This window comes from Pseudomonas sp. LBUM1640, from assembly GCF_059716225.1.
The window spans coordinates 4,108,822-4,129,700 of sequence record NZ_CP166816.1; the positions used below are offsets into that span (position 1 = coordinate 4,108,822).

Sequence of the window (20,879 nt, forward strand, 5' to 3'; positions counted from 1 at the left end):
ATGAACCTGTCCCCCCTCAATCGCCGTCGGTTCGAACGGTTCAAGGCCAACAAGCGTGGCTGGTGGTCGCTGTGGCTGTTCCTGATTTTGTTCGTGCTCAGCCTGGGCGCGGAGTTGATCGCCAACGACAAACCGTTGGCCGTGCACTTCGACGGCGACTGGTACTTCCCGGCGCTCAAGCGCTACCCGGAAACCGCCTTTGGCGGCGAGTTCCCGCTGGAGGCCAACTACAAGAGCCCGTATATCCAGGAACTGCTCAAGGCCAAGGACGCCTGGACACTGTGGGCGCCGATCCCGTTCAGCTACCAGAGCATCAACTACGACCTGAAAGTCCCCGCCCCCGCGCCGCCTTCGAGCGTCAACCTGCTGGGCACCGATGACCAAGGCCGCGATGTATTGGCGCGGGTGATTTACGGCTTCCGCGTGTCGGTGCTGTTTGCCCTGACGCTCACCGTGCTCAGTTCGATCATCGGCGTGATCGCCGGCGCCTTGCAGGGCTTTTATGGCGGCTGGGTCGACCTGGCCGGGCAGCGTTTCCTGGAGATCTGGTCAGGCTTGCCGGTGCTGTACCTGCTGATCATCCTCGCCAGTTTTGTGCAGCCCAACTTCTGGTGGCTGCTGGGGATCATGCTGCTGTTTTCGTGGATGAGCCTGGTCGACGTGGTGCGCGCCGAGTTCCTGCGCGGGCGCAACCTCGAATACGTGCGCGCAGCCCGCGCACTGGGCATGCAGAACGGCGCGATCATGTTCCGGCATATCCTGCCCAATGCCATGGTGTCGACCATGACCTTCATGCCGTTCATTCTCACCGGCGCCATCGGCACCCTCACCGCCCTGGACTTTCTGGGCTTCGGCCTGCCGGCTGGCTCACCGTCATTGGGTGAACTGGTGGCCCAGGGCAAATCCAACCTGCAAGCGCCGTGGCTGGGCATGAGTGCCTTTGCCGTGCTGGCGATCATGTTGAGTTTGCTGGTGTTTATCGGCGAGTCCGCTCGCGATGCCTTCGACCCGAGGAAATGAGATGAATCAGGACAATCTGATCGAAGTCCGCGACCTCTGCGTCGAGTTCGTGACCGGCGAGCACCACCACCGCGTGGTCAACAACGTCAGCTTCGATATCAAGCGCGGCGAAACCCTGGCCCTGGTCGGCGAAAGCGGCTCGGGCAAATCGGTTACCGCGCACTCGATCCTGCGCCTGCTGCCCTACCCGCTGGCACGCCACCCGGCCGGCACCATCACCTACGCCGGGCAAGACCTGCTGACCCTCAAAGAGAAAACCATCCGGCATATTCGTGGCAACCGCATTGCGATGATTTTCCAGGAGCCGATGACCTCGCTGAACCCGCTGCACACCATCGAGAAGCAGATCAACGAAGTGCTCGGCCTGCACAAAGGGCTCACCGGTAAGGTCGCAACCCTGCGCACCTTGGAACTGCTCGAGATGGTGGGCATCCCCGAGCCGCACAAGCGCCTCAAGGCCCTGCCCCACGAACTGTCCGGCGGTCAGCGCCAGCGGGTGATGATCGCCATGGCCCTGGCTAACGAGCCCGAATTGCTGATTGCCGATGAACCGACGACCGCGCTGGACGTGACGGTTCAGTTGAAGATCCTTGAACTGCTCAAGGAGTTGCAGGCGCGCCTCGGCATGGCCTTGCTGCTGATCAGCCATGACTTGAACCTGGTGCGGCGTATCGCCCATCGCGTGTGCGTGATGCAAAAGGGTTGCATCGTCGAGCAGGCCGCTTGCGAGACGCTGTTCCAGGCGCCGCAACACCCTTACACCCAGGAGCTGCTGGCGGCGGAGCCCAGCGGTGGGCCGGCGAGCAATGAGGTCGGGCCGCCGTTGCTGGAAGTCGATGATTTGAAGGTGTGGTTTCCGATCAAGAAGGGCTTTTTGCGTAATACCGTGGATTACGTCAAAGCGGTGGATGGCATCAATTTCAGCCTGCCCCAGGGCCAGACCTTGGGCATCGTCGGTGAGAGTGGTTCGGGTAAATCGACGCTGGGCCTGGCGATTTTGCGGTTGATTGCCAGCAAAGGTGGGATTCGCTTTGAGGGCCACCAGTTGGACCGCCTGACGCAGCAGCAGGTGCGACCGTTGCGGCGGGAAATGCAGGTGGTGTTTCAGGACCCGTTTGGCAGTTTGAGCCCGCGGATGAGTGTCAGTGAGATTGTTGGCGAGGGGTTGCGGATTCACAAGATGGGCACGCCGGCTGAGCAGGAGGCGGCGATTATTGCAGCGCTTCGCGAGGTTGGGTTGGATCCGGAGTCGCGGCATCGTTATCCGCATGAGTTTTCCGGGGGGCAGCGGCAGCGGATCGCGATCGCCCGGGCGTTGGTGCTCAAGCCGCGGCTGATTTTGCTGGATGAGCCGACGTCGGCGTTGGACCGGACGGTGCAGCGGCAGGTGGTGGAGTTGTTGCGCAGTTTGCAGGCCAAGTACAACTTGACCTATTTGTTTATCAGCCATGATTTGGCGGTGGTCAAGGCGTTGAGTCACCAGTTGATGGTGGTCAAGCATGGGCAGGTGGTGGAACAGGGGGAGGCTTCGGCGATTTTTGCTGAGCCCAAGCATGCTTATACGCGGCAGTTGTTGGAGGCGGCGTTTTTGGTGCCCGCTGTTGTTGGGGTTGACTGAGTACATATCCGTTATTTGGGTGATGGCGGGTATGGGTTCCGCCCTTACGGCGGGTCACTTTTGAAAAGAGCCCAAAAGTAACCAAAAGGCTCTTGCCCCACCACTCGGCACCTCGCCTCCGGCTCGGTGTGCCCTCACGCAGGCTTTGGAGCGGGGGCCGCCGCGATGGGCCATCCTTGGCCCAGCGCGGCTAAACCGGCGTCCTGCCGGTTTACCCCCGCTCCAAAGCCTGCGTTCGGCCAGCGTGGTTTAACGGGGCGCCTAAGATCAAAATCAAGATCAAGATCTACAGCACGGCGGCCTAGTAGCCGACCTGAGTGGTTGAATCAAAAGCAAAAGCAGAGGCGGCCTGACGGCCGACCTGATCCTGGAAGCTGAACTCAATCAAATGTGGGAGGGGGCTTGCTTCCGATGGCGGTGTGTCAGTTGATGTAGCTGGTGAATGGCCCACCGCATTCGCGAGCAAGCCCGCTCCCACATTTTGAGCTCAGTACATCAGCTAGATGTGTGTACTCGGTCAAAGGTGGGAGCTGGCTTGCCTGCGATAGCATCAACTGGGTATGCCTGATGTACCGAGGTGTCTGCATCGCAGGCAAGCCAGCTCCCACAAAAAGCAGAGCACTGCGGTGCTGACAGCCAAACTCGGTCAAATTGTGGGAGGGGCGGTGCGACGGTTCGACTTGCTCCCGATGGCGGAGTGTCAGCCAGCTCATTTATAACTGACCCACCGCATTCGCGAGCAAGCCCGCTCCCACATTTGGAGCTCAGTACATCAGGTTGATGTGTGTACTCGGTCAAATGTGGGAGCTGGCTTGCCTGCGAAGGCATCAACTGGGTATGCCTGATGTACCGAGGTGTCTGCATCGCAGGCAAGCCAGCTCCCACAAAAAAGCAGAGCACTGCGGTGCTGGCAGCCAAACTCGGTCAAATTGTGGGAGGGGCGGTGCGACGGTTCGACTTGCTCCCGATGGCGGAGTGTCAGCCAGCTCATTTATAACTGACCCACCGCATTCGCGAGCAAGCCCGCTCCCACATTTGGAGCTCAGTACATCAGGTTGATGTGTGTACTCGGTCAAATGTGGGAGCTGGCTTGATCTGGCCTAATGAAATTGGACACATCAATAGGGCGCTATGATGGCGCCCAAATCTAAGGTGTGCATGATGATGCGAAAGTCCTATTCCAGCGAGTTTAAGCTCAATGCAGCAAGCATGGTGCTCGATCAAGATCAGCCTGTTCCCGAGGTCTGTGCCAACCTCGATATCGGCCCTACAGCCTTGCGCCGATGGGTTGAGCAGGTCAGGAAAGAACGTACAGGCTCAACGCTAGCTGGCACAAAGGCCATTACCGCCGACCAAAAACAAATACAGGGACTCAAAGCTCTGCTCAGGCAGAAAGAAAGGGATATCGAAATCCTAAAAAAGGCCAGTGTTCTCCTGCTTTTGGACTCCAAAGATCATTCCCTCTGATCAGCGAGCTAGGCGAACAGTATGGCATTTCGGATTGCTGCCGAGTGTTTGAAGTCAACCGCAGCAGCTACTACGCCTGGCGTCAGCGCCAGGGGAAAACCAACCCGGAGCGCGAAGCGCTCAAAGTTGTGCTGATCAAGTTCCACAAAGCCTCAAAAGGTTCAGCCGGCGCCCGAACGCTCGCCAAGGATATGCAGGGTGTAGAGCATAAAGTTGGACGCTACATGGCTAGTCGTTTGATGAAGGAAGCCGGGATCTCCAGCAGCCAACGCAGACCCCATAAGTACAAATCGTCGGGCGCTGAGTCGCTGATAGCTGAGAACGTGCTGGACCGTGAGTTTTATGTGGCGGATATCAACAAAGTCTGGTGCGCAGATATCACCTACATCCAGATAGGTAAACGCTGGCTCTATTTCTCCGTGGTTTTGGATCTATTTGCACGACGGGTGGTGGGATGGTCTTACTCATTGGTCGCCGATGCGACTCTAGCAAGTGTATCGCTGCGCATGGCCGTTGAGCTGAGAGGGCAACCGAAAGGCGTGCTGTTTCACTCAGACCAGGGATGCCAATACACCAGTCATAAATTCAGGGACGAACTGATGGCCCATGAGCTAAAGCAAAGCATGAGTCGAAAAGGCCAATGTTGGGATAACGCCCCGATGGAGCGCTTCTTTGGCAGTTTGAAATCCGAATGGGTCCCTGAAGACGGTTACGATTCAGAGTTCGAGGCCCGTGTTGATATCAACCGATATGTGGCGCGCTACAACAATGTAAGGCGCCACAGCTACAACGGATATCACTCGCCGGCAGCGGCAGAAAAGATGGCCGCTTGAGAACCGAAAAGAATGTCCAAAATTACTGGACCAGATCAGCTTGCCTGCGAAGGCATCAACTGGGTATGCCTGATGTACCGAGGTGTCTGCATCGCAGGCAAGCCAGCTCCCACAAAAAGCAGAGCACTGCGGTGCTGACAGCCAAACTCGGTCAAATTGTGGGAGGGGCGGTGCGACGGTTCGACTTGCTCCCGATGGCGGTGTGTCAGTCAGCTTATTTGTAACTGACCCACCGCATTCGCGAGCAAGCCCGCTCCCACATTTGGAGCTCAGTACATCAGGTAGATGTGTGTACTCGGTCAATGTGGGAGCTGGCTTGCCTGCGAAGGCATCACCTGGCTATGCCTGATGTACCGATGTGTCTGCATCGCAGGCAAGCCAGCTCCCACAGAAAAGCAGCTCTGCTTTTGATCTGTTCTTGCTGTGCTGTTGCCCTGCTTCTGCTTCAACCACTCAGGTCGGCTACTAGGCCGCCGTGCTCTTGCTTTTGATCTTGCTTTTGATTGTGATCTGAGGCGCCCCGTCAACCACGCTGGCCGCACGCAGGCTTGAATCCGTGGGTAACCCGGCAGGACGCCGGGTTAGCCGCGCTGGGCCAAGGATGGCCCATCGCGGCGGCCCACGGATTCAAGCCTGCGTGCGGGCACACCGAGCCTAAGCGAGGTGCCGAGTGGTGGGGCGAGGACTTTTTGGTTACTTTTTGGTCCTTCAAAAAGTGACCCGCTGTAAGAGCGGAACCATAGGCCGCCGTTACCTAAATAATGGATATGTACTCCACCAACAAAACATGGAACTTTGCCAACAAATAACCGCCTGAATCCGGTACGCTCACCCTTTTTATTCAAGGAGTTATTCCCCATGGCCAAAGCCACCGCCCGTCACATCCTCGTTTCCACTGAAGAAAAGTGCAACGAACTCAAAGCCCAGATCGAAGGCGGCGCCGATTTCGCAGAAATCGCCAAAGCCAACTCCAGCTGCCCTTCCAGCCGTCAAGGCGGCGACCTCGGTTCGTTCGGCCCAGGCCAGATGGTCAAAGAATTCGACACCGTCGTCTTCAGCGCCCCGGTCAACACCGTACAAGGCCCAGTGAAAACCCAGTTCGGCTACCACCTGCTGGAAGTCACCAGCCGCCAGGACTGATCCAGCCTGTGCTGATGCTATAAACAACGGCCCGCCTTTTGGTGGGCCGTTGTGCATGTGATGACTGGCGACGTTTAAGCCGTTAACGTACAAAAACCTATTCTTCACCCGGCGCTCAAGGCTGACAATGCGATTGGCTTTTTCCACAACACTCCTACGCTGCGCCCTGGCCCTGTTGCTGGCCAGCACCGCCGTGATCGCGGCCCCGCAGACCTACCTCACGGTCTACGGCGAACCGGCCAAATACCCCGCCGGTTTCACCCATTTCGACTACGCCAACCCCAACGCGCCCAAAGGCGGCAGCCTGCGACGCTCGGCCATCGAGATCGGGCGATTCGACCATGTGCTGCCGTACATCGACAAAGGCATCGGCGTCTCCCAGGTCGACGGCTGGCTCTACGCCCCGCTGGCCCAGCGCTCCCTGGATGAGCCCTACACGGTCTACGGCCTGGTCGCCGAAAAGATGGAACGCGCCGACGACGGCCTGTCGCTACGCTTTTACCTGAACCCCAAGGCACGTTTTGCCGACGGCAAGCCGATCACCGCCGAAGACGTGCGCTACAGCTTCGACCTACTGATGACCCAAGGCAGCCTGCGCTTTCGCACCCTGTTCGCCGACGTCAAACACGTCGAAGTCGAAGGCGAGCGCCAGGTACGGTTTGATTTTTCCAGCAATGAAAACCGCACCTTGCCCCTGGATATCGCCACCCTGCCGGTGTTCCCCGAGCACTGGTGGAAAACCCGCGACTTCGCCAACGGCGGCGGCTACGAGGCCCCGCTGGGCAGCGGCCCGTACAAGGTCAGCAAGATCGACTCCGGCGCCACCATCACCTTCACCCGCGACCCGGATTGGTGGGGCAAGGACTTGCCCGTCAGCCGTGGCCTGTACAATTTCGACCACCTGAGCCTGGAGTACTTCGGCGACACCGAAGTGGCCCGCCAGGTGCTGCGCGGCGGCGCCTACGACTTCAACCGCGAGTTCTCCGCCACCGGCTATTCCATCGGCTATAACGGCCCGGCCCTCGACGACGGCCGCCTGCAACGCGCGCACTTGGCCAAAGAGATGCCGCAACCGGCCCAGGGCTATGTGTTCAACGTGCAAAAGCCGATGTTCAAGGATCGCCGTGTGCGCCAGGCCCTGGCGATGTTGTGGGACTTCGAATGGGCCAACCGGCAGATGATGCGCAACCTGTACATCCGCCAGCAGAGCTATTTCTCCAACAGCCCACTGGCCGCGAGCCAGTTGCCGACTAAAGAGGAACTGGCGATTCTGGCGCCGCTGCGCGGGCAGATCCCGGACGAAGTGTTCACCCAGGTGTTCAAGGCCCCGGTCACCGACGGCAGCGGCATGATCCGCGACAAGCAGCTGCAAGCCCTGGCTTTGCTGGAGGAAGCGGGCTGGAAGCCGCAAGGTGACAAGTTGGTCAACGCCGAGGGCGAGCCGCTTGAGTTCACTTTCCTCAATACGCAAAACGGCCTGGAACGGCTGTTACTGCCGTACAAACGCAACCTGGCGCAAATCGGCATCACCTTGAATATTCGCCGCATCGACTCCTCCCAGTACGTCAACCGGCTGATGACCCGTGACTACGACATGATCGTCACCGGCTTCCCGGTCACCACCTCGCCGGGGATGGAGCTCTACAACTACTTCGGCTCCGCCGCCGCGTTTGACTCCGGCGCCAACAACTACATGGTGCTCCAGGACCCGGCCGTCGACACGCTGATCAAGGGCCTGGTCAAGGCCGACACCCAGGCGCAAATGCTCACCTACGCCCACGCCCTCGACCGGGTGCTGCAATGGAACTACCTGTGGATTCCCAACTACTACCCACCCGGCACCTCCGCCGCCTGGTGGAACCGCTTCGGCCGCCCGGCCATTGAGGCCAAAAACGACGAAGCCCTGGAAACCTGGTGGGAAATCAGCCCCACGCCGCTGACGAATGAGCAAATGACTGCCGAGTTGAAAAAACGCGGAGGTGCGCGCTGATGTTTGCCTATATCGTGCGGCGCCTGCTGCTGATCATTCCGACGCTGGTGATCATCCTGCTGGTCAATTTCGTGATCGTCCAAGCCGCACCTGGCGGCCCGGTGGAGCAAGCGATTGCCCACCTGCAAGGCATCGGCGGCGGTGCCGTCGGTGGCTCATCCGGCGAGGGCATCAGCAGTGGCTCGCGCGCCAGCCGCGGCCTGGACCCGAAGCTGATCAAGGACATCGAAAAACAATACGGCTTCGACAAGCCCGCACCGGAACGCCTGTGGCTGATGCTCAAGAGCTACGCGCAGCTGGATTTCGGCAACAGCTTCTTTCGCGGCTCGACGGTGATCGACCTGATCCTGGAAAAGATGCCGGTGACCATTTCCCTCGGCTTATGGGCCACGTTGATTACCTACCTGGTGTCGATCCCGCTGGGGATTCGCAAGGCAGTACGCCACGGCAGCAGTTTTGACGTGTGGAGCAGCACCGCCATCGTCATCGGTTATGCGATGCCGGCGTTCCTGTTTGCGATGTTTCTGATCGTGGTGTTTGCCGGCGGCACGTCGCTGAACTGGTTCCCGGTGCGCGGGCTGGTCTCGGAGAATTTCGAAGAACTGAGCACGGTGGGCAAGATAGCCGACTATTTCTGGCACCTGGTGCTGCCGGTCACCGCGTTGGTGATCGGCGGGTTTGCCACCTTGACCATCCTCACCAAGAACTCATTCCTCAATGAAATCACCCGACAATATGTGGTGACGGCCCGCGCCAAGGGCTTGAGCGAACGCCGTGTGCTGTACGGCCACGTGTTCCGCAACGCGATGTTGCTGGTGATCTCGGGGATTCCCCAGGCGTTTATCAGCGTGTTTTTCGCCGGTTCCCTGCTGATCGAAGTGATCTTTTCCCTGGATGGCCTGGGCCGCATGAGCTACGAAGCCGCCGTGTCCCGTGACTACCCGGTGGTGTTCGGCTCGCTGTTTATCTTCACCTTGTTTGGCCTGCTGATAAAACTCATCGGCGACCTCTGCTACACGCTGGTGGACCCGCGTATCGACTTCGCCGCGAGGAACGCCTGATGCTTAATTTGTCCCCGGTGGCGCGTCGGCGTTTCGAGCGCTTCAAGAAAAACCGTCGCGGCTGGTGGTCGCTGTGGTTGTTTATCGGCCTGTTTATCCTGACCCTGGGCGGCGAGTTGATTGCCAATGACAAACCCTGGGTGCTCAGCTTCAAGAACGAGCTGTATTTCCCGGTGCTCAAGCGTTACACCGAGCAGCAGTTCGGCGGGCAGCTGCCGTTCCAGGCCGACTACCGCAGTGACTACGTGCAAAAGCTGATCAAGCAGGACGGCGGCTGGATGCTGTTCCCGCCGATCCCGTTCAGCGATGACACGCCCAATTACGAACTGACCCGCCCTGCCCCCAGCCCGCCCTCAACGGTGAACTGGCTGGGCACCGATGACCAGTCGCGGGATGTGCTGGCGCGGGTGATCTTCGGCGCGCGGGTGTCGATTCTGTTCGCCCTGGCCCTCACGGCCATCAGCGCCGCCATCGGCATTGCCGCAGGCGCCTTGCAGGGTTACTACGGTGGCTGGGTGGACCTGCTCGGCCAGCGCATTCTGGAGGTGTGGTCGGGCCTGCCGGTGCTGTACCTGTTGATCATCCTCTCAGGGTTTGTTGAGCCGAATTTCTGGTGGCTGCTGGGGATCATGGCGCTGTTTTCCTGGCTGGCCCTGGTGGACGTGGTGCGCGCCGAGTTCCTGCGCGGGCGCAACCTGGAATACGTCAAGGCTGCACGCGCCTTGGGCCTGGGCGACGGCAAGATCATTCGTCGGCATATCCTGCCCAATGCCATGACCGCGACCTTGAGTTACCTGCCGTTTATTTTGACTGGGGCAATTTCAACCCTGAGCGCCCTGGATTTCCTCGGCTTCGGCATGCCCGCTGGCAGTGCGTCGTTGGGCGAACTGATCGCCCAGGGCAAGCAGAACCTGCAAGCGCCATGGCTGGGCCTGACGGCGTTTTTCACCTTGGCGCTGATCCTGTCGCTGCTGGTCTTTATCGGCGAGGCATTACGTGATGCCTTCGACCCACGTTCATGAGTGACTGCAGATGAACCTGATCGAAATTCGCGACCTCAGTGTCGCCTTCAGCGGCCAGACCGTGGTGCGCAACCTGTGCCTGGACGTGCGCCCCGGCGAATGCCTGGCGCTGGTGGGCGAGTCGGGCTCGGGCAAGTCGGTGACGGCCCATTCGATTTTGCAATTGCTGCCCGAAGCCGGCACTGAAACAACTGGCTCGGTGAAGTACCGCGGCCAGGAGCTGATCGGCGCGTCGGCGGCGACCCTGCAAAAGCTGCGCGGCAACCGCATTGCGATGATCTTCCAAGAGCCAATGACTTCGCTCAACCCGCTGCACAGCATCGAAAAGCAGATCGGCGAAACCCTGCTGCTGCACAAGGGGTTGGGCGGCAAGGCGGCGCAGGCGCGCATCCTCGAATTGCTCGAACTGGTGGGCATTCAAAAGCCCCAGGAGCGCCTAAAGGCGTATCCGCATCAGCTGTCCGGCGGGCAGCGCCAGCGCGTCATGATCGCCATGGCCCTGGCCTGCGAACCGGAACTGCTGATCGCCGACGAACCCACGACCGCGCTGGACGTGACGGTACAGCGCAAAATCCTGCTGCTGCTCAAGTCGCTGCAACAACGCCTGGGCATGTCGTTGCTGCTGATCAGCCATGACCTCAACCTGGTGCGCAGCATTGCCCAGCGCGTGTGCGTGATGCGCGCCGGGGAAATAGTCGAGCAGGCCGACTGCCAGACGCTGTTCAGCGCACCGCAACACCCTTACAGCCGCCTGTTGCTGGATGCAGAACCTGCCGGCGATGCGCTGTGCAGTGATGAGCGCGAAACGGTGTTGCAGGTGGACAACCTGACCGTGCAATTCCCTCTGAGCGGCGGTTTGTTCCGCCGCAAAACCTACTTGCGCGCGGTGGACGGCATCAGCCTCAGCGTGCAGCGCGGCAAGACCTTGGGGATTGTCGGCGAGTCCGGCTCGGGCAAATCCACCTTGGGCCAGGCGATCCTGCGTTTGCTCGACTCCACCGGCAGTATCCGCTTCCAGGGCGAAGCCCTTGACCCACTGAACAACCAGCAAATGCGCCCGTGGCGCAAGCAGATGCAGGTGGTGTTCCAAGACCCTTACGGCAGCCTCAGCCCGCGCATGTCGGTGGAGCAAATCATCAGCGAAGGCCTGGAAGTGCACGCGCCGTGCAGCTTGGCCGAACGCGACGCGCAAGTGATCCAGGTGCTCAAGGACGTGGGCCTCGACCCCGCCAGCCGCCACCGTTACCCCCACGAGTTTTCCGGTGGCCAGCGCCAACGCATCGCCATCGCCCGCGCCCTGGTGCTCAAGCCGGCGCTGATGCTGTTGGATGAGCCCACGTCTGCCCTCGACCGTACGGTGCAAAAACAAGTGGTGGCGTTACTGCGTGAATTGCAGGAGAAATACGGCCTCACCTACCTGTTTATCAGCCATGACCTGGCGGTGGTACGCGCCATGGCCCACGACATGATCGTGATCAAGGACGGCAAGGTGGTGGAACGTGGCGCGAGCCATGAGGTGTTTGAAGCGCCGCAGCACGCGTACACCAAAGAGCTGCTGGCGGCGGCGCATCTCCCTTTGTAGGAGCTGGCTTTGTGAGATTGTTCCCACGCTCTGCGTGGTAACACCGCCTGGGACGCTCCGCGTCCCGCACGCCAAGTGACGCAGAGCGTCACGGGAGGCGTTCCCACGCAGAGCGTGGGAACGATCACCGTTCACAGGATTCGCACGCATGAATAGCAACGAAAGCCTCAAGGATTACCAACAGGTTCGCGGCCTGGCCATCCAGTCGCTGTTCGAGATCATCGAGCAGTCCAGCGAAGGCACGGTGATCGTCGACCGTGACGCCAATATCGTGTGGATGAACGAACGCTACGCCAAGCGTTTCGGCCTCAAAAGCGCCGACCAAGCCATCGGCCAGCCTTGCGAACAGGTGATATCCAACAGCTTGTTGCGCCAGGTGGTGCGCAATGACCAGCCGATTTTGCTGGATATCCAGGACACGCCCAAGGGCCCGTTGGTGGTGATGCGCCTGCCGATCCATGACGATGCCGGCGCCGTGATCGGGGCGATTGGTTTTGCACTGTTCGATGAGCTGCGCAATCTGTCGCCGCTGATTGAGCGCTACCTGAGCATGCAGCAGGAGCTGGCGTCGACCCGCTCGCTGTTGCGTTCGCGGCAAAGCAAATACAACTTTGCGCACTTTATCGGCACCAGCGCGGCCAGCCTGGAAGTCAAACGCCGGGCGCGGCGCAGTGCGAGCGCCGAGTCGCCGGTGTTGCTGCTGGGCGAAACCGGCACTGGCAAAGAGCTGCTGGCCCAGGCGATTCACGGCGCCTCGCCGCGTGCGCACAAGGCCTTTGTCAGCATCAACAGCGCGGCGATACCCGGTGACCTGCTCGAAGCCGAGTTCTTCGGCACCGCGCCGGGCGCGTTTACCGGCGCCGACCGCAAGGGCCGTCCCGGCAAATTACAGATCGCCCAGGGCGGCACGCTGTTCCTCGACGAAATCGGCGACATGCCGCTGGCGCTGCAAAGCAAACTGCTGCGGGTGTTGCAGGAAAAGGAATACGAGCCGGTGGGCTCCAATGAAATGCTGCACAGCGATGTGCGGGTGATTGCCGCCACGTCCATGGACCTGCAAGCGGCGATCAAGCGCGGCGAGTTTCGCGCGGATCTGTATTACCGGCTGAATGTGCTGCCGATCCAGGTGCCGCCGTTGCGTGAGCGCCTGGACGATATTCCGGCGTTGAGCGAGGCGATTCTTGAAGAGCTGCGCAGCCAGCATGAACTGAACCCTGAGGCACTGGCGCTGCTGGCACAGCACGCATGGCCAGGGAATATCCGCGAACTGCGCAATGTGCTGGAGCGCGCGGCGTTGTTGAGTGATGGCCTGGTGTTGGATGCCATGGAGATTCGCGCGGCGATTGGCACGTTCAGCCCGGTGGCGCGTGACGCGGTGCAAACGGTCACGGGCGAGACGTTTGCGGCGGCGCGGGAGCGGTTTGATCGGCAGGTGATTGCGGCGGCGCTCAAGGCCTGTGAAGGGAATGTGGTGGAGGCGGCGAAGCGGCTGGGGCTTGGGCGGTCGACGCTGTATAAGAAAATGGTCGCCCTTGGCATTGCCTAGTCTCAAAACAGAGACCTAATTCCACCTATGAAGACAATCTAATGTGGGAGCGGGCTTGCTCGCGAATGCGCTGGTTCAGCCACAGATGTGCTGGCTGAACCGCTGCTTTCGCGAGCAAGCCCGCTCCCACATTGGGTCTTCACTTGTCTCCACATAGAGATTAAATTCAGAACCGCTGATCACAAATCAAATAATATCGTTATATTTCAACAATTTAAGTAATTGGCACACATCTCGCTATAGCCCCTCTCCAAAGCACCACCCCACAAAAATAACAACTCGATCTGGAGACACACCATGAGTGTGATCATTGCCCTGGCAGCGCTCGCGCTGTTGATGCTGGCTGCCTACCGTGGCTACAGCGTTATCCTGTTTGCCCCCATCGCCGCCCTCGGCGCCGTTTTGCTCACCGACCCGTCTGCCGTCGCCCCTGCGTTTACCGGGGTGTTCATGGAAAAAATGGTTGGTTTTATCAAACTGTATTTCCCGGTGTTCCTGCTCGGTGCGGTGTTCGGCAAGCTGATTGAGCTGTCGGGCTTTTCACGCTCTATCGTCGCGGCCGCGATCCGCTTGCTCGGCACGCGCCAGGCGATGCTGGTGATCGTGCTGGTCTGCGCCCTGCTCACCTACGGCGGCGTGTCGCTGTTTGTGGTGGTGTTTGCGGTGTACCCGTTTGCCGCGGAGATGTTCCGCCAGAGCAATATCCCCAAGCGCCTGATCCCGGCCACCATCGCCCTCGGCGCGTTTTCGTTCACCATGGACGCCCTGCCCGGCACGCCGCAGATCCAGAACATCATCCCCAGCACCTTCTTCAACACCACCGCCTGGGCGGCGCCGTGGCTGGGCCTTGTCGGCACAGTCTTCGTGTTCTGCGCCGGCATGCTTTACCTGGCGCGCCAGCGCAACAAGGCCCAGCGTGCCGGCGAGGGCTACGGCACCGAGCTGCGTAACGAGCCGGAAACCGCCGAAAACCTGAGCTTGCCCAACCCATGGATCGCGCTGTCACCGCTGATCTTGGTGGGCGTGATGAACCTGCTGTTCACCCACTGGATCCCGCAGTGGTACGGCAAGACCCACAGCCTCAGCCTGCCGGGCATGAGCGCGCCGGTGACCACCGAAATCGCCAAGCTGACGGCGATCTGGGCGGTGCAGGCGGCGTTGCTGGTGGGCATCGTGATGGTGCTGGTATTTGGCTGGTCGGCGATCCGCAGCAAGCTCGCCGAAGGCAGCAAAAGTGCGGTCAGCGGCGCGCTGCTGGCGGCGATGAACACCGCATCGGAATACGGTTTTGGCGCGGTTATTGCCTCGTTGCCGGGCTTTCTGGTGTTGGCGGACTGGCTCAAGGGCATTCCCAACCCGCTGGTCAACGAAGCGATCACCGTAACCCTGCTGGCCGGCATCACCGGTTCGGCCTCCGGCGGCATGAGCATCGCGCTGGCGGCGATGTCCGAGAGCTTTATTTCGGCGGCGCATGCGGCCAATATCCCCCTTGAAGTGCTGCACCGCGTCGCGGCCATGGCCAGCGGCGGCATGGACACCCTGCCCCACAACGGCGCGGTGATCACGCTGCTGGCAGTCACCGGGCTGACCCACCGCGAAGCCTACAAGGACATTTTCGGCATCACGATTATCAAGACCCTCGCGGTGTTCGTGGTGATCGGTACTTTCTACGCCACCGGCATTGTGTGAGGTTTTCATGACGACATTGAACGGCAAGACCGCCCTGGTTAGCGGCTCCACCAGCGGCATCGGCTTGGGCATCGCGCTGAGCCTGGCAGAGGCCGGTGCCAACCTGATCCTCAACGGTTTTGGCGATGCCAGCGCGGTGATCGCCCAGGTGCAGGCGTTCGGCGGCAAGGTCGGCCATCACCCGGCCGACGTCAGCGACCCGGCGCAGATCGCCGACATGATTGCCTACGCCGAGCGTGAGTTCGGCGGCGTGGATATCCTGGTCAACAACGCCGGCATCCAGCATGTGTCGGCGGTGGAGGACTTCCCGGCCGAACGTTGGGACTCGATCATCGCGATCAACCTGTCCTCGGTGTTCCACAGCACACGATTAAGTTTGCCGGGGATGAAGGCCAAGGGGTGGGGGCGTATCGTCAACATTGCCTCGGTGCATGGCCTGGTCGGCTCGGTGGGCAAGGCCGCGTATGTGGCGGCCAAACATGGTGTGATCGGTTTGACCAAGGTGGTGGGCCTGGAGACCGCTGCCAGTAACGTCACCTGCAACGCCATCTGCCCGGGCTGGGTGTTGACGCCGCTGGTACAAAAGCAGATTGATGATCGCGCGGCCAAAGGCGTCGATCCGCAGCAGGCCCAACATGACTTGCTCGCCGAGAAGCAGCCGTCGCTGGAGTTTGTGACGCCGCCGCAGCTGGGTGAGTTGGTGTTGTTTTTGTGCAGCGAGGCCGGCGCTCAGGTGCGCGGTGCGGCGTGGAATATTGATGGCGGCTGGCTGGCCCAATAAAGATCGTTCCCACGCAGAGCGTGGGAACGAGAACAAGAGACTTTGCTGATGTCCGAGATCCTCTGGCAACCCTCCCCCGAGCGCATCCGCAACACGCGGATGGACAAGTTCCGGCGTTTTATCAATGAACGTCACGGCCTGCAGCTGCCTGACTACCCCGCCCTGCACCAATGGAGCATCGACCAGCGCCCCGCCTTCTGGCAGGCCATCGTCGCGTACTTCGACGTGCAATTTCGCCACCCGCCCACCGCGACGTTGATCGAAGATGCCGAAATGCCCAGCGCCCAGTGGTTTCCCGGCGCCACCCTGAACTTTGCCGAACACTTGCTGCGCCGTCGCGATGATCACCCGGCGGTGGTCGCCATCAGCGAAGACGGCCAGCGCGAACAACTCACCTACGCCGAACTTGCCGAACACGTCGCCGGCCTGCAACACAGCCTGCGCGCAGCCGGTGTCGGCGTCGGCGACCGCGTGGCTGCGTGCATGCCCAATACCTGGCAAACCCTGGCAGGCATGCTTGCCACCACCAGCCTCGGCGCGATCTGGTCGTGTTCATCGCCAGACTTCGGCACCCAAGGCGTGATCGACCGCTTTGGCCAGATCGAGCCTAAGGTGCTGATCACCTGCGCGGGTTATCGCTACGCCGGCAAGGACATCGACCAGACGGCCAAACTGAATGAAATCCTCGAACGCCTGCCGTCCCTCGAGCAGTTGATTATCGTGCCGTACGCGCGGCCTCACGCGCGCGTCGAGGACTACCGGACACAGGCCAGGGTCGCGCTATGGAATGCCTTCTACCAACCCGGCGGCGAACCTGAATTCGTCGCGGTGCCGTTCGATCACCCGCTGTACATCCTCTATTCCAGCGGCACCACCGGCGTGCCCAAGTGCATCATCCACGGCACCGGCGGCGTGCTGCTCACGCACCTCAAGGAGCACGGCCTGCACGCCGACCTGTCGCGCGAGGATTGCCTGTTCTACTACACCACCTGCGGCTGGATGATGTGGAACTGGCTGGTGTCAGTGCTGGCCCTCGGCGCCACGGCCGTGCTGTATGACGGCTCACCGTTTCACCCCGGCCCCGAGCGCTTGATCGACCTGATCGACGCCGAAAAAATCAGCGTGTTCGGCACCAGCCCCAAGTTCCTTGCCACCCTGGAAAAGGCCGGCTTGCAACCTCGCGTAAGCCACGACCTGAGCAGCCTTAAAGGCCTGATCTCGACAGGCTCGCCGCTGTCACCGCAGAGCTATGACTACGTGTACCGCGAAATCAAGGGCGAGCTGTGCCTGTCGTCGATGTCCGGCGGCACCGATATCGTCTCCTGCTTTGTGATCGGCAACCCAGTGCTGCCGGTGCGCCGCGGTGAAATGCAGTGCAAGAGCCTGGCGATGGCCATCGAAGTGTGGGACGACCAGGGCAAGCCGTTGATCGGCAAAAAAGGCGAACTGGTGTGCACCCGGCACTTTCCGGCCATGCCGATAGGCCTGTGGAATGACCCGCAGCAGAAAAAACTGCGCGCCTCGTATTTCAACCAGTTTCCCGGTGTGTGGGCCCAGGGCGACTACGCCGAACAACGCCCGAATGGCAGCCTGCTGATCCACGGGCGCTCCGACGCGGTGCTCAACCCGGGCGGGGTGCGTATCGGCACGGCGGAAATTTATCGCCAAGTGGAGAAAGTCCCGCAGGTGCTGGAAAGCCTGGCCATAGGCCAACGCTGGCAGGACGATGTGCGCGTGGTGCTGTTTGTGCGCCTCAATGACGGCATCGAACTGGATGCCGCCCTTGAGCAGCAGATTCGCCAAGTGATTCGCGCCAATACCACGCCACGCCATGTGCCGGCGAAGATTCTCGCGGTCACCGATATCCCGCGCACCATCAGCGGCAAGATCGTCGAGTTGGCCGTGCGCAATGTGGTGCACGGCGAGCCGGTCAAAAACACCGATGCACTGGCCAACCCGCAGGCCCTGGAGCAATTTCGCGACCGCCCTGAGCTGGCGCAAGGATGAAAGGTTTCAGCGCAAAAGCACTCATTTGAAGACAAAGCCCCAATGCATGCTATTTTTCGAGGGGTAGTCAGCCGTTCCCGTCTCGCGGGATAATCGGCTTTTGTTGTACTTCAAAGTGTCAGATGTAGGGCTTTTTCATGAATGGAACATCCACCGGTAGCGAAGCCGCCGCATTGATTGCACGGCTGGACTGGGCACGAAGCCCCCTCGGTGAGGCCAATGATTGGCCGCAAAGCCTGCGCACAGCCGTCGATATCGTGGTGCACTCACCGATGCCGATGCTGCTGCTGTGGGGCCGCCAACTCACTCAGCTCTACAACGATAGTTTTGCCGCGCTCGCGGGCAACAAACACCCCGGCGCCCTGGGCCAGCCGGCGCATGAGACCTGGCCGGAACTGGCGAGCTTTACCGCACCGGTCTACGACGCGGTCCTGACCGGCCAGGTGCGCACCTTCAGCGAACAGCGCTTCGTGCTGCAACGCAACCATCGCGACACCGAAATCTGGCTCGACCTGACCTACAGCCCCGTGCGCGATGAAAGCGGTGCGGTGGCCGGCATCCTGGTCACCGCCATCGAAACCAACGAACGCCGCAGCAAAGCCCTCGAGCTGCAACAGCGCTCCGAAGACAGCCTCAAGGCCCAGCACAACAGCGAGCAACGCCTGCAGCTGGCACTGGCGGCTACGGACGCAGTGGGCACCTGGGATTGGGATATCGGCGAAGACCGCTTTATCGCCGACGCCCATTTCGCCTACCTGCACGGCGTTGACCCCAGTGACGCCGGCCTCTTGCCGATCAGCGACTACCTGCAAGGCGTACACCCCGAAGACCGTGGCATGGTGGCGCGCAGCATCAAGCATTGCATCACCTTCGGCACCGAATACGCCGAGGAATATCGCCTGCTGCAAGCCGACGGCCAAGTGCGCTGGGTGTTTGCCCGCGGCCGCTGCTACAAGGACCATCAAGGCCGCCCGGCACGCTTTTTAGGCGCCGCGCTGGACCTGACCGAGCGCAAACATACCGAACAGGCGTTGCGCCAAAGCCAGACCGAGCTGCAGTTGATCATCAACGCCATGCCGGTGTTGATCGGCTATGTCGATCACGAACAGCGTTTTCGCCTGAACAACAGTGCGTACCTGGAGTGGTACGGCATGACGCCGCAAGAGCTGTACGGCAAGAGCATCCGCGAAGTGATCGGCGACGAGCTGTACGCCGGGCGCGAGGACAAGATCGCCGCTGCGCTGCGGGGCAAAGCCTGCAGCTTCATGACGGTTACGCCGCACCACGACGGCCGGCCGCGCCATGCATTGATGAAGTACCTGCCGCGCTTCAGCAATGACGGCTCGGTGAACGGTTTCTACATCTTTGTGATCGATGAGACTGAACGCAAACTCACCGAAGAAGCCCTGCGCAACCTCAACGAAAACCTCGAAGAACGTGTGGCCCAGCGCACCCAGGCGCTGGCCGAGGCCAACCAACGCCTGCAAAACGAGATGTTCGAACGCGAGCGCGCCGAAGATGCCCTGCGCCATGCGCAGAAAATGGAAGCGGTGGGCCAGCTCACCGGCGGCATCGCCCATGATTTCAACAATATGCTCACCGGGATTATCGGCAGCCTGGACCTGATGCAACGCTACATCGCTGCGGGGCGTAGCGACGAGATCGGCCGGTTTACCGATGCGGCGGTGTCCTCCGCCCACCGCGCGGCCGCCCTCACCCATCGGTTGCTGGCGTTTTCACGGCGCCAGTCGCTGGACCGTCGCCCGCTGGACCCAAACCAACTGGTGGCGTCGCTGGAAGACTTGTTCCAGCGCACTAAAGGCGCGCATATCGAGCTCAAAGTGGTACTGGGCCGCGATATCTGGGCGGTGAACACCGATGCCAGCCAGTTGGAAAATGCCCTGCTTAACTTGGTGATCAATGCGCGCGATGCAATGCCCGACGGCGGCGAATTGCTCATCGAAACCGCCAACAGTTACTTGGACGGCACCGACATCACCACGCTTGAGCCGGTCAAGGCCGGGGATTATGTGATGCTCGGCGTGAGTGACAACGGCAGCGGCATGGCGCCGAAGATTCTGGCCAAGGCGTTCGACCCGTTTTTCACCACCAAACCCATCGGCCAAGGCACTGGCCTGGGGCTGTCGATGATTTACGGGTTTGCCCAGCAATCCGGTGGCCACGTGACCATTCAAAGCGAGCCGGGCCAAGGCACGTGCGTGCGCCTGTACCTGCCGCGCCTGCATGGCACCGCGCTGGAAAGCAACCTGCCGGCGCATCTGAGCGAAGCGCCGCTGGCACTGGCCGGCGAAGCGGTGGTGGTGGTCGAAGATGACCCCGCCGTGCGCATGCTGGTGGTCAATGTGCTGGACGAATTAGGCTACACCGCCCACCAGGCGGCGGATGCACGCACCGCGCTGCCGTTGCTGGAGTCGGATCTGCGTGTGGACCTGCTGGTGACCGATGTCGGCCTGCCGGGCATGAACGGCCGCCAATTGGCGGAAATCGCCCGCCAGCACCGGCCCGGCCTGCGTGTGTTGTTCATGACCGGTTACGCCGAAAAAGCCGCCGAGCGCCAAGGCTTCCTGGAAGACGGCATGGACATGGTCGCCAAGCCGTTTTCCATCGACCTGCTGGCGACGAAAATCCGCAGCATGATCAGCGTCGACGAATGACTTCAGGCATAATCGCGCGCCCTTCCGTTTGACCGTTGCAAGGTAACAACATGAAAGCCCAAGCCCGTCACATCCTGGTGAAAACCAGTGAAGAAGCCGAACAGCTCAAGCAGCGCATTGCCAAGGGTGAAGCGTTTGATGTGCTGGCCAAGAAATACTCGACCTGCCCGTCCGGCAAGCGCGGCGGTGACCTGGGTGAAGTGCGACCAGGGCAGATGGTCGGGGCGATTGATGCGGTGATCTTCAAGAAGCCGGTGAAGGTGGTGCATGGGCCGATCAAGAGTAAGTTTGGGTATCACTTGGTGCAGGTGTTTTACCGCGACTGACCAGCGATCGTGCCCACGCTCTGCGTGGGCACGCAGCCAGGGACGCTCCGCGTCCCAGAAGCGGACGCGGAGCGTCCGGTGAGGCATTCCCACGCGAAGCGTGGGAACGATCAGTTCACCGA

15 protein-coding genes are annotated in these 20,879 nt (G+C 60.8%); all 15 read left to right on the top strand.

Annotated elements, in window-relative coordinates:
- The 15 genes from ACA065_RS18065 (at position 1) to ACA065_RS18135 (ending at position 20,757) form a co-directional block, all read left to right on the top strand.
- Positions 1 to 1,020, top strand: a complete 1,020-nt coding sequence (locus ACA065_RS18065) for an ABC transporter permease (RefSeq protein ID WP_159955783.1) — start codon at positions 1 to 3, stop codon at positions 1,018 to 1,020.
- 1 nt (position 1,021) lies between these two features.
- Complete coding sequence (locus ACA065_RS18070; protein ID WP_497690873.1) at positions 1,022 to 2,638, top strand: ABC transporter ATP-binding protein; 1,617 nt, start codon at positions 1,022 to 1,024, stop codon at positions 2,636 to 2,638.
- 1,161 nt (positions 2,639 to 3,799) lie between these two features.
- Positions 3,800 to 4,105, top strand: a complete 306-nt coding sequence (locus ACA065_RS18075; protein ID WP_497690620.1) for a transposase — start codon at positions 3,800 to 3,802, stop codon at positions 4,103 to 4,105.
- A 26-nt stretch (positions 4,106 to 4,131) separates the two neighbouring features.
- On the top strand, positions 4,132 to 4,938 hold the full coding sequence (locus ACA065_RS18080) for an IS3 family transposase (protein ID WP_497695377.1): 807 nt from the start codon (positions 4,132 to 4,134) through the stop codon (positions 4,936 to 4,938).
- A gap of 858 nt (positions 4,939 to 5,796) precedes the next feature.
- Complete coding sequence (locus tag ACA065_RS18085) at positions 5,797 to 6,078, top strand: peptidylprolyl isomerase (RefSeq protein ID WP_497690874.1); 282 nt, start codon at positions 5,797 to 5,799, stop codon at positions 6,076 to 6,078.
- Between the two features lie 127 nt (positions 6,079 to 6,205).
- Complete coding sequence (locus ACA065_RS18090; RefSeq protein WP_497690875.1) at positions 6,206 to 8,068, top strand: extracellular solute-binding protein; 1,863 nt, start codon at positions 6,206 to 6,208, stop codon at positions 8,066 to 8,068.
- Complete coding sequence (locus ACA065_RS18095) at positions 8,068 to 9,129, top strand: microcin C ABC transporter permease YejB (protein ID WP_497690876.1); 1,062 nt, start codon at positions 8,068 to 8,070, stop codon at positions 9,127 to 9,129. Before ACA065_RS18090 ends, ACA065_RS18095 begins: the two co-directional genes overlap by 1 nt.
- Positions 9,129 to 10,151, top strand: a complete 1,023-nt coding sequence (locus tag ACA065_RS18100) for an ABC transporter permease (RefSeq protein WP_497690877.1) — start codon at positions 9,129 to 9,131, stop codon at positions 10,149 to 10,151. The genes ACA065_RS18095 and ACA065_RS18100 overlap by 1 nt, the downstream gene beginning before the upstream one ends.
- A gap of 10 nt (positions 10,152 to 10,161) precedes the next feature.
- Positions 10,162 to 11,733 carry an ABC transporter ATP-binding protein gene (locus ACA065_RS18105; RefSeq protein WP_497690878.1) on the top strand — a complete coding sequence of 524 codons (1,572 nt, stop codon included), beginning with the start codon at positions 10,162 to 10,164 and terminating at the stop codon, positions 11,731 to 11,733.
- 148 nt (positions 11,734 to 11,881) lie between these two features.
- Complete coding sequence (locus ACA065_RS18110) at positions 11,882 to 13,279, top strand: sigma-54 interaction domain-containing protein (RefSeq protein ID WP_497690879.1); 1,398 nt, start codon at positions 11,882 to 11,884, stop codon at positions 13,277 to 13,279.
- A gap of 297 nt (positions 13,280 to 13,576) precedes the next feature.
- Positions 13,577 to 14,968, top strand: a complete 1,392-nt coding sequence (locus ACA065_RS18115) for a GntP family permease (protein ID WP_497690880.1) — start codon at positions 13,577 to 13,579, stop codon at positions 14,966 to 14,968.
- 7 nt (positions 14,969 to 14,975) lie between these two features.
- Positions 14,976 to 15,749, top strand: a complete 774-nt coding sequence (locus ACA065_RS18120) for a 3-hydroxybutyrate dehydrogenase (protein ID WP_497690881.1) — start codon at positions 14,976 to 14,978, stop codon at positions 15,747 to 15,749.
- Positions 15,750 to 15,797: 48 nt separating this feature from the next.
- The gene (locus ACA065_RS18125) at positions 15,798 to 17,756 is read left to right on the top strand and encodes an acetoacetate--CoA ligase (protein ID WP_497690882.1); all 1,959 of its coding nucleotides are present in this window, start codon (positions 15,798 to 15,800) and stop codon (positions 17,754 to 17,756) included.
- 137 nt (positions 17,757 to 17,893) lie between these two features.
- The gene (locus ACA065_RS18130) at positions 17,894 to 20,431 is read left to right on the top strand and encodes a PAS domain-containing hybrid sensor histidine kinase/response regulator family protein (RefSeq protein ID WP_497690883.1); all 2,538 of its coding nucleotides are present in this window, start codon (positions 17,894 to 17,896) and stop codon (positions 20,429 to 20,431) included.
- 50 nt (positions 20,432 to 20,481) lie between these two features.
- The gene (locus ACA065_RS18135; protein WP_003174397.1) at positions 20,482 to 20,757 is read left to right on the top strand and encodes a peptidylprolyl isomerase; all 276 of its coding nucleotides are present in this window, start codon (positions 20,482 to 20,484) and stop codon (positions 20,755 to 20,757) included.
- Positions 20,758 to 20,879 lie beyond the last annotated feature (122 nt).

Coding starts and splice junctions, on each gene's coding strand:
- ACA065_RS18065 (WP_159955783.1), top strand. CDS start 1: ATGAACCTGTCCCCCCTCAATCGCCGTCGGTTCGAACGGTTCAAGGCC.
- ACA065_RS18070 (WP_497690873.1), top strand. CDS start 1,022: ATGAATCAGGACAATCTGATCGAAGTCCGCGACCTCTGCGTCGAGTTC.
- ACA065_RS18075 (WP_497690620.1), top strand. CDS start 3,800: ATGATGCGAAAGTCCTATTCCAGCGAGTTTAAGCTCAATGCAGCAAGC.
- ACA065_RS18085 (WP_497690874.1), top strand. CDS start 5,797: ATGGCCAAAGCCACCGCCCGTCACATCCTCGTTTCCACTGAAGAAAAG.
- ACA065_RS18090 (WP_497690875.1), top strand. CDS start 6,206: ATGCGATTGGCTTTTTCCACAACACTCCTACGCTGCGCCCTGGCCCTG.
- ACA065_RS18095 (WP_497690876.1), top strand. CDS start 8,068: ATGTTTGCCTATATCGTGCGGCGCCTGCTGCTGATCATTCCGACGCTG.
- ACA065_RS18100 (WP_497690877.1), top strand. CDS start 9,129: ATGCTTAATTTGTCCCCGGTGGCGCGTCGGCGTTTCGAGCGCTTCAAG.
- ACA065_RS18105 (WP_497690878.1), top strand. CDS start 10,162: ATGAACCTGATCGAAATTCGCGACCTCAGTGTCGCCTTCAGCGGCCAG.
- ACA065_RS18110 (WP_497690879.1), top strand. CDS start 11,882: ATGAATAGCAACGAAAGCCTCAAGGATTACCAACAGGTTCGCGGCCTG.
- ACA065_RS18115 (WP_497690880.1), top strand. CDS start 13,577: ATGAGTGTGATCATTGCCCTGGCAGCGCTCGCGCTGTTGATGCTGGCT.
- ACA065_RS18120 (WP_497690881.1), top strand. CDS start 14,976: ATGACGACATTGAACGGCAAGACCGCCCTGGTTAGCGGCTCCACCAGC.
- ACA065_RS18125 (WP_497690882.1), top strand. CDS start 15,798: ATGTCCGAGATCCTCTGGCAACCCTCCCCCGAGCGCATCCGCAACACG.
- ACA065_RS18130 (WP_497690883.1), top strand. CDS start 17,894: ATGAATGGAACATCCACCGGTAGCGAAGCCGCCGCATTGATTGCACGG.
- ACA065_RS18135 (WP_003174397.1), top strand. CDS start 20,482: ATGAAAGCCCAAGCCCGTCACATCCTGGTGAAAACCAGTGAAGAAGCC.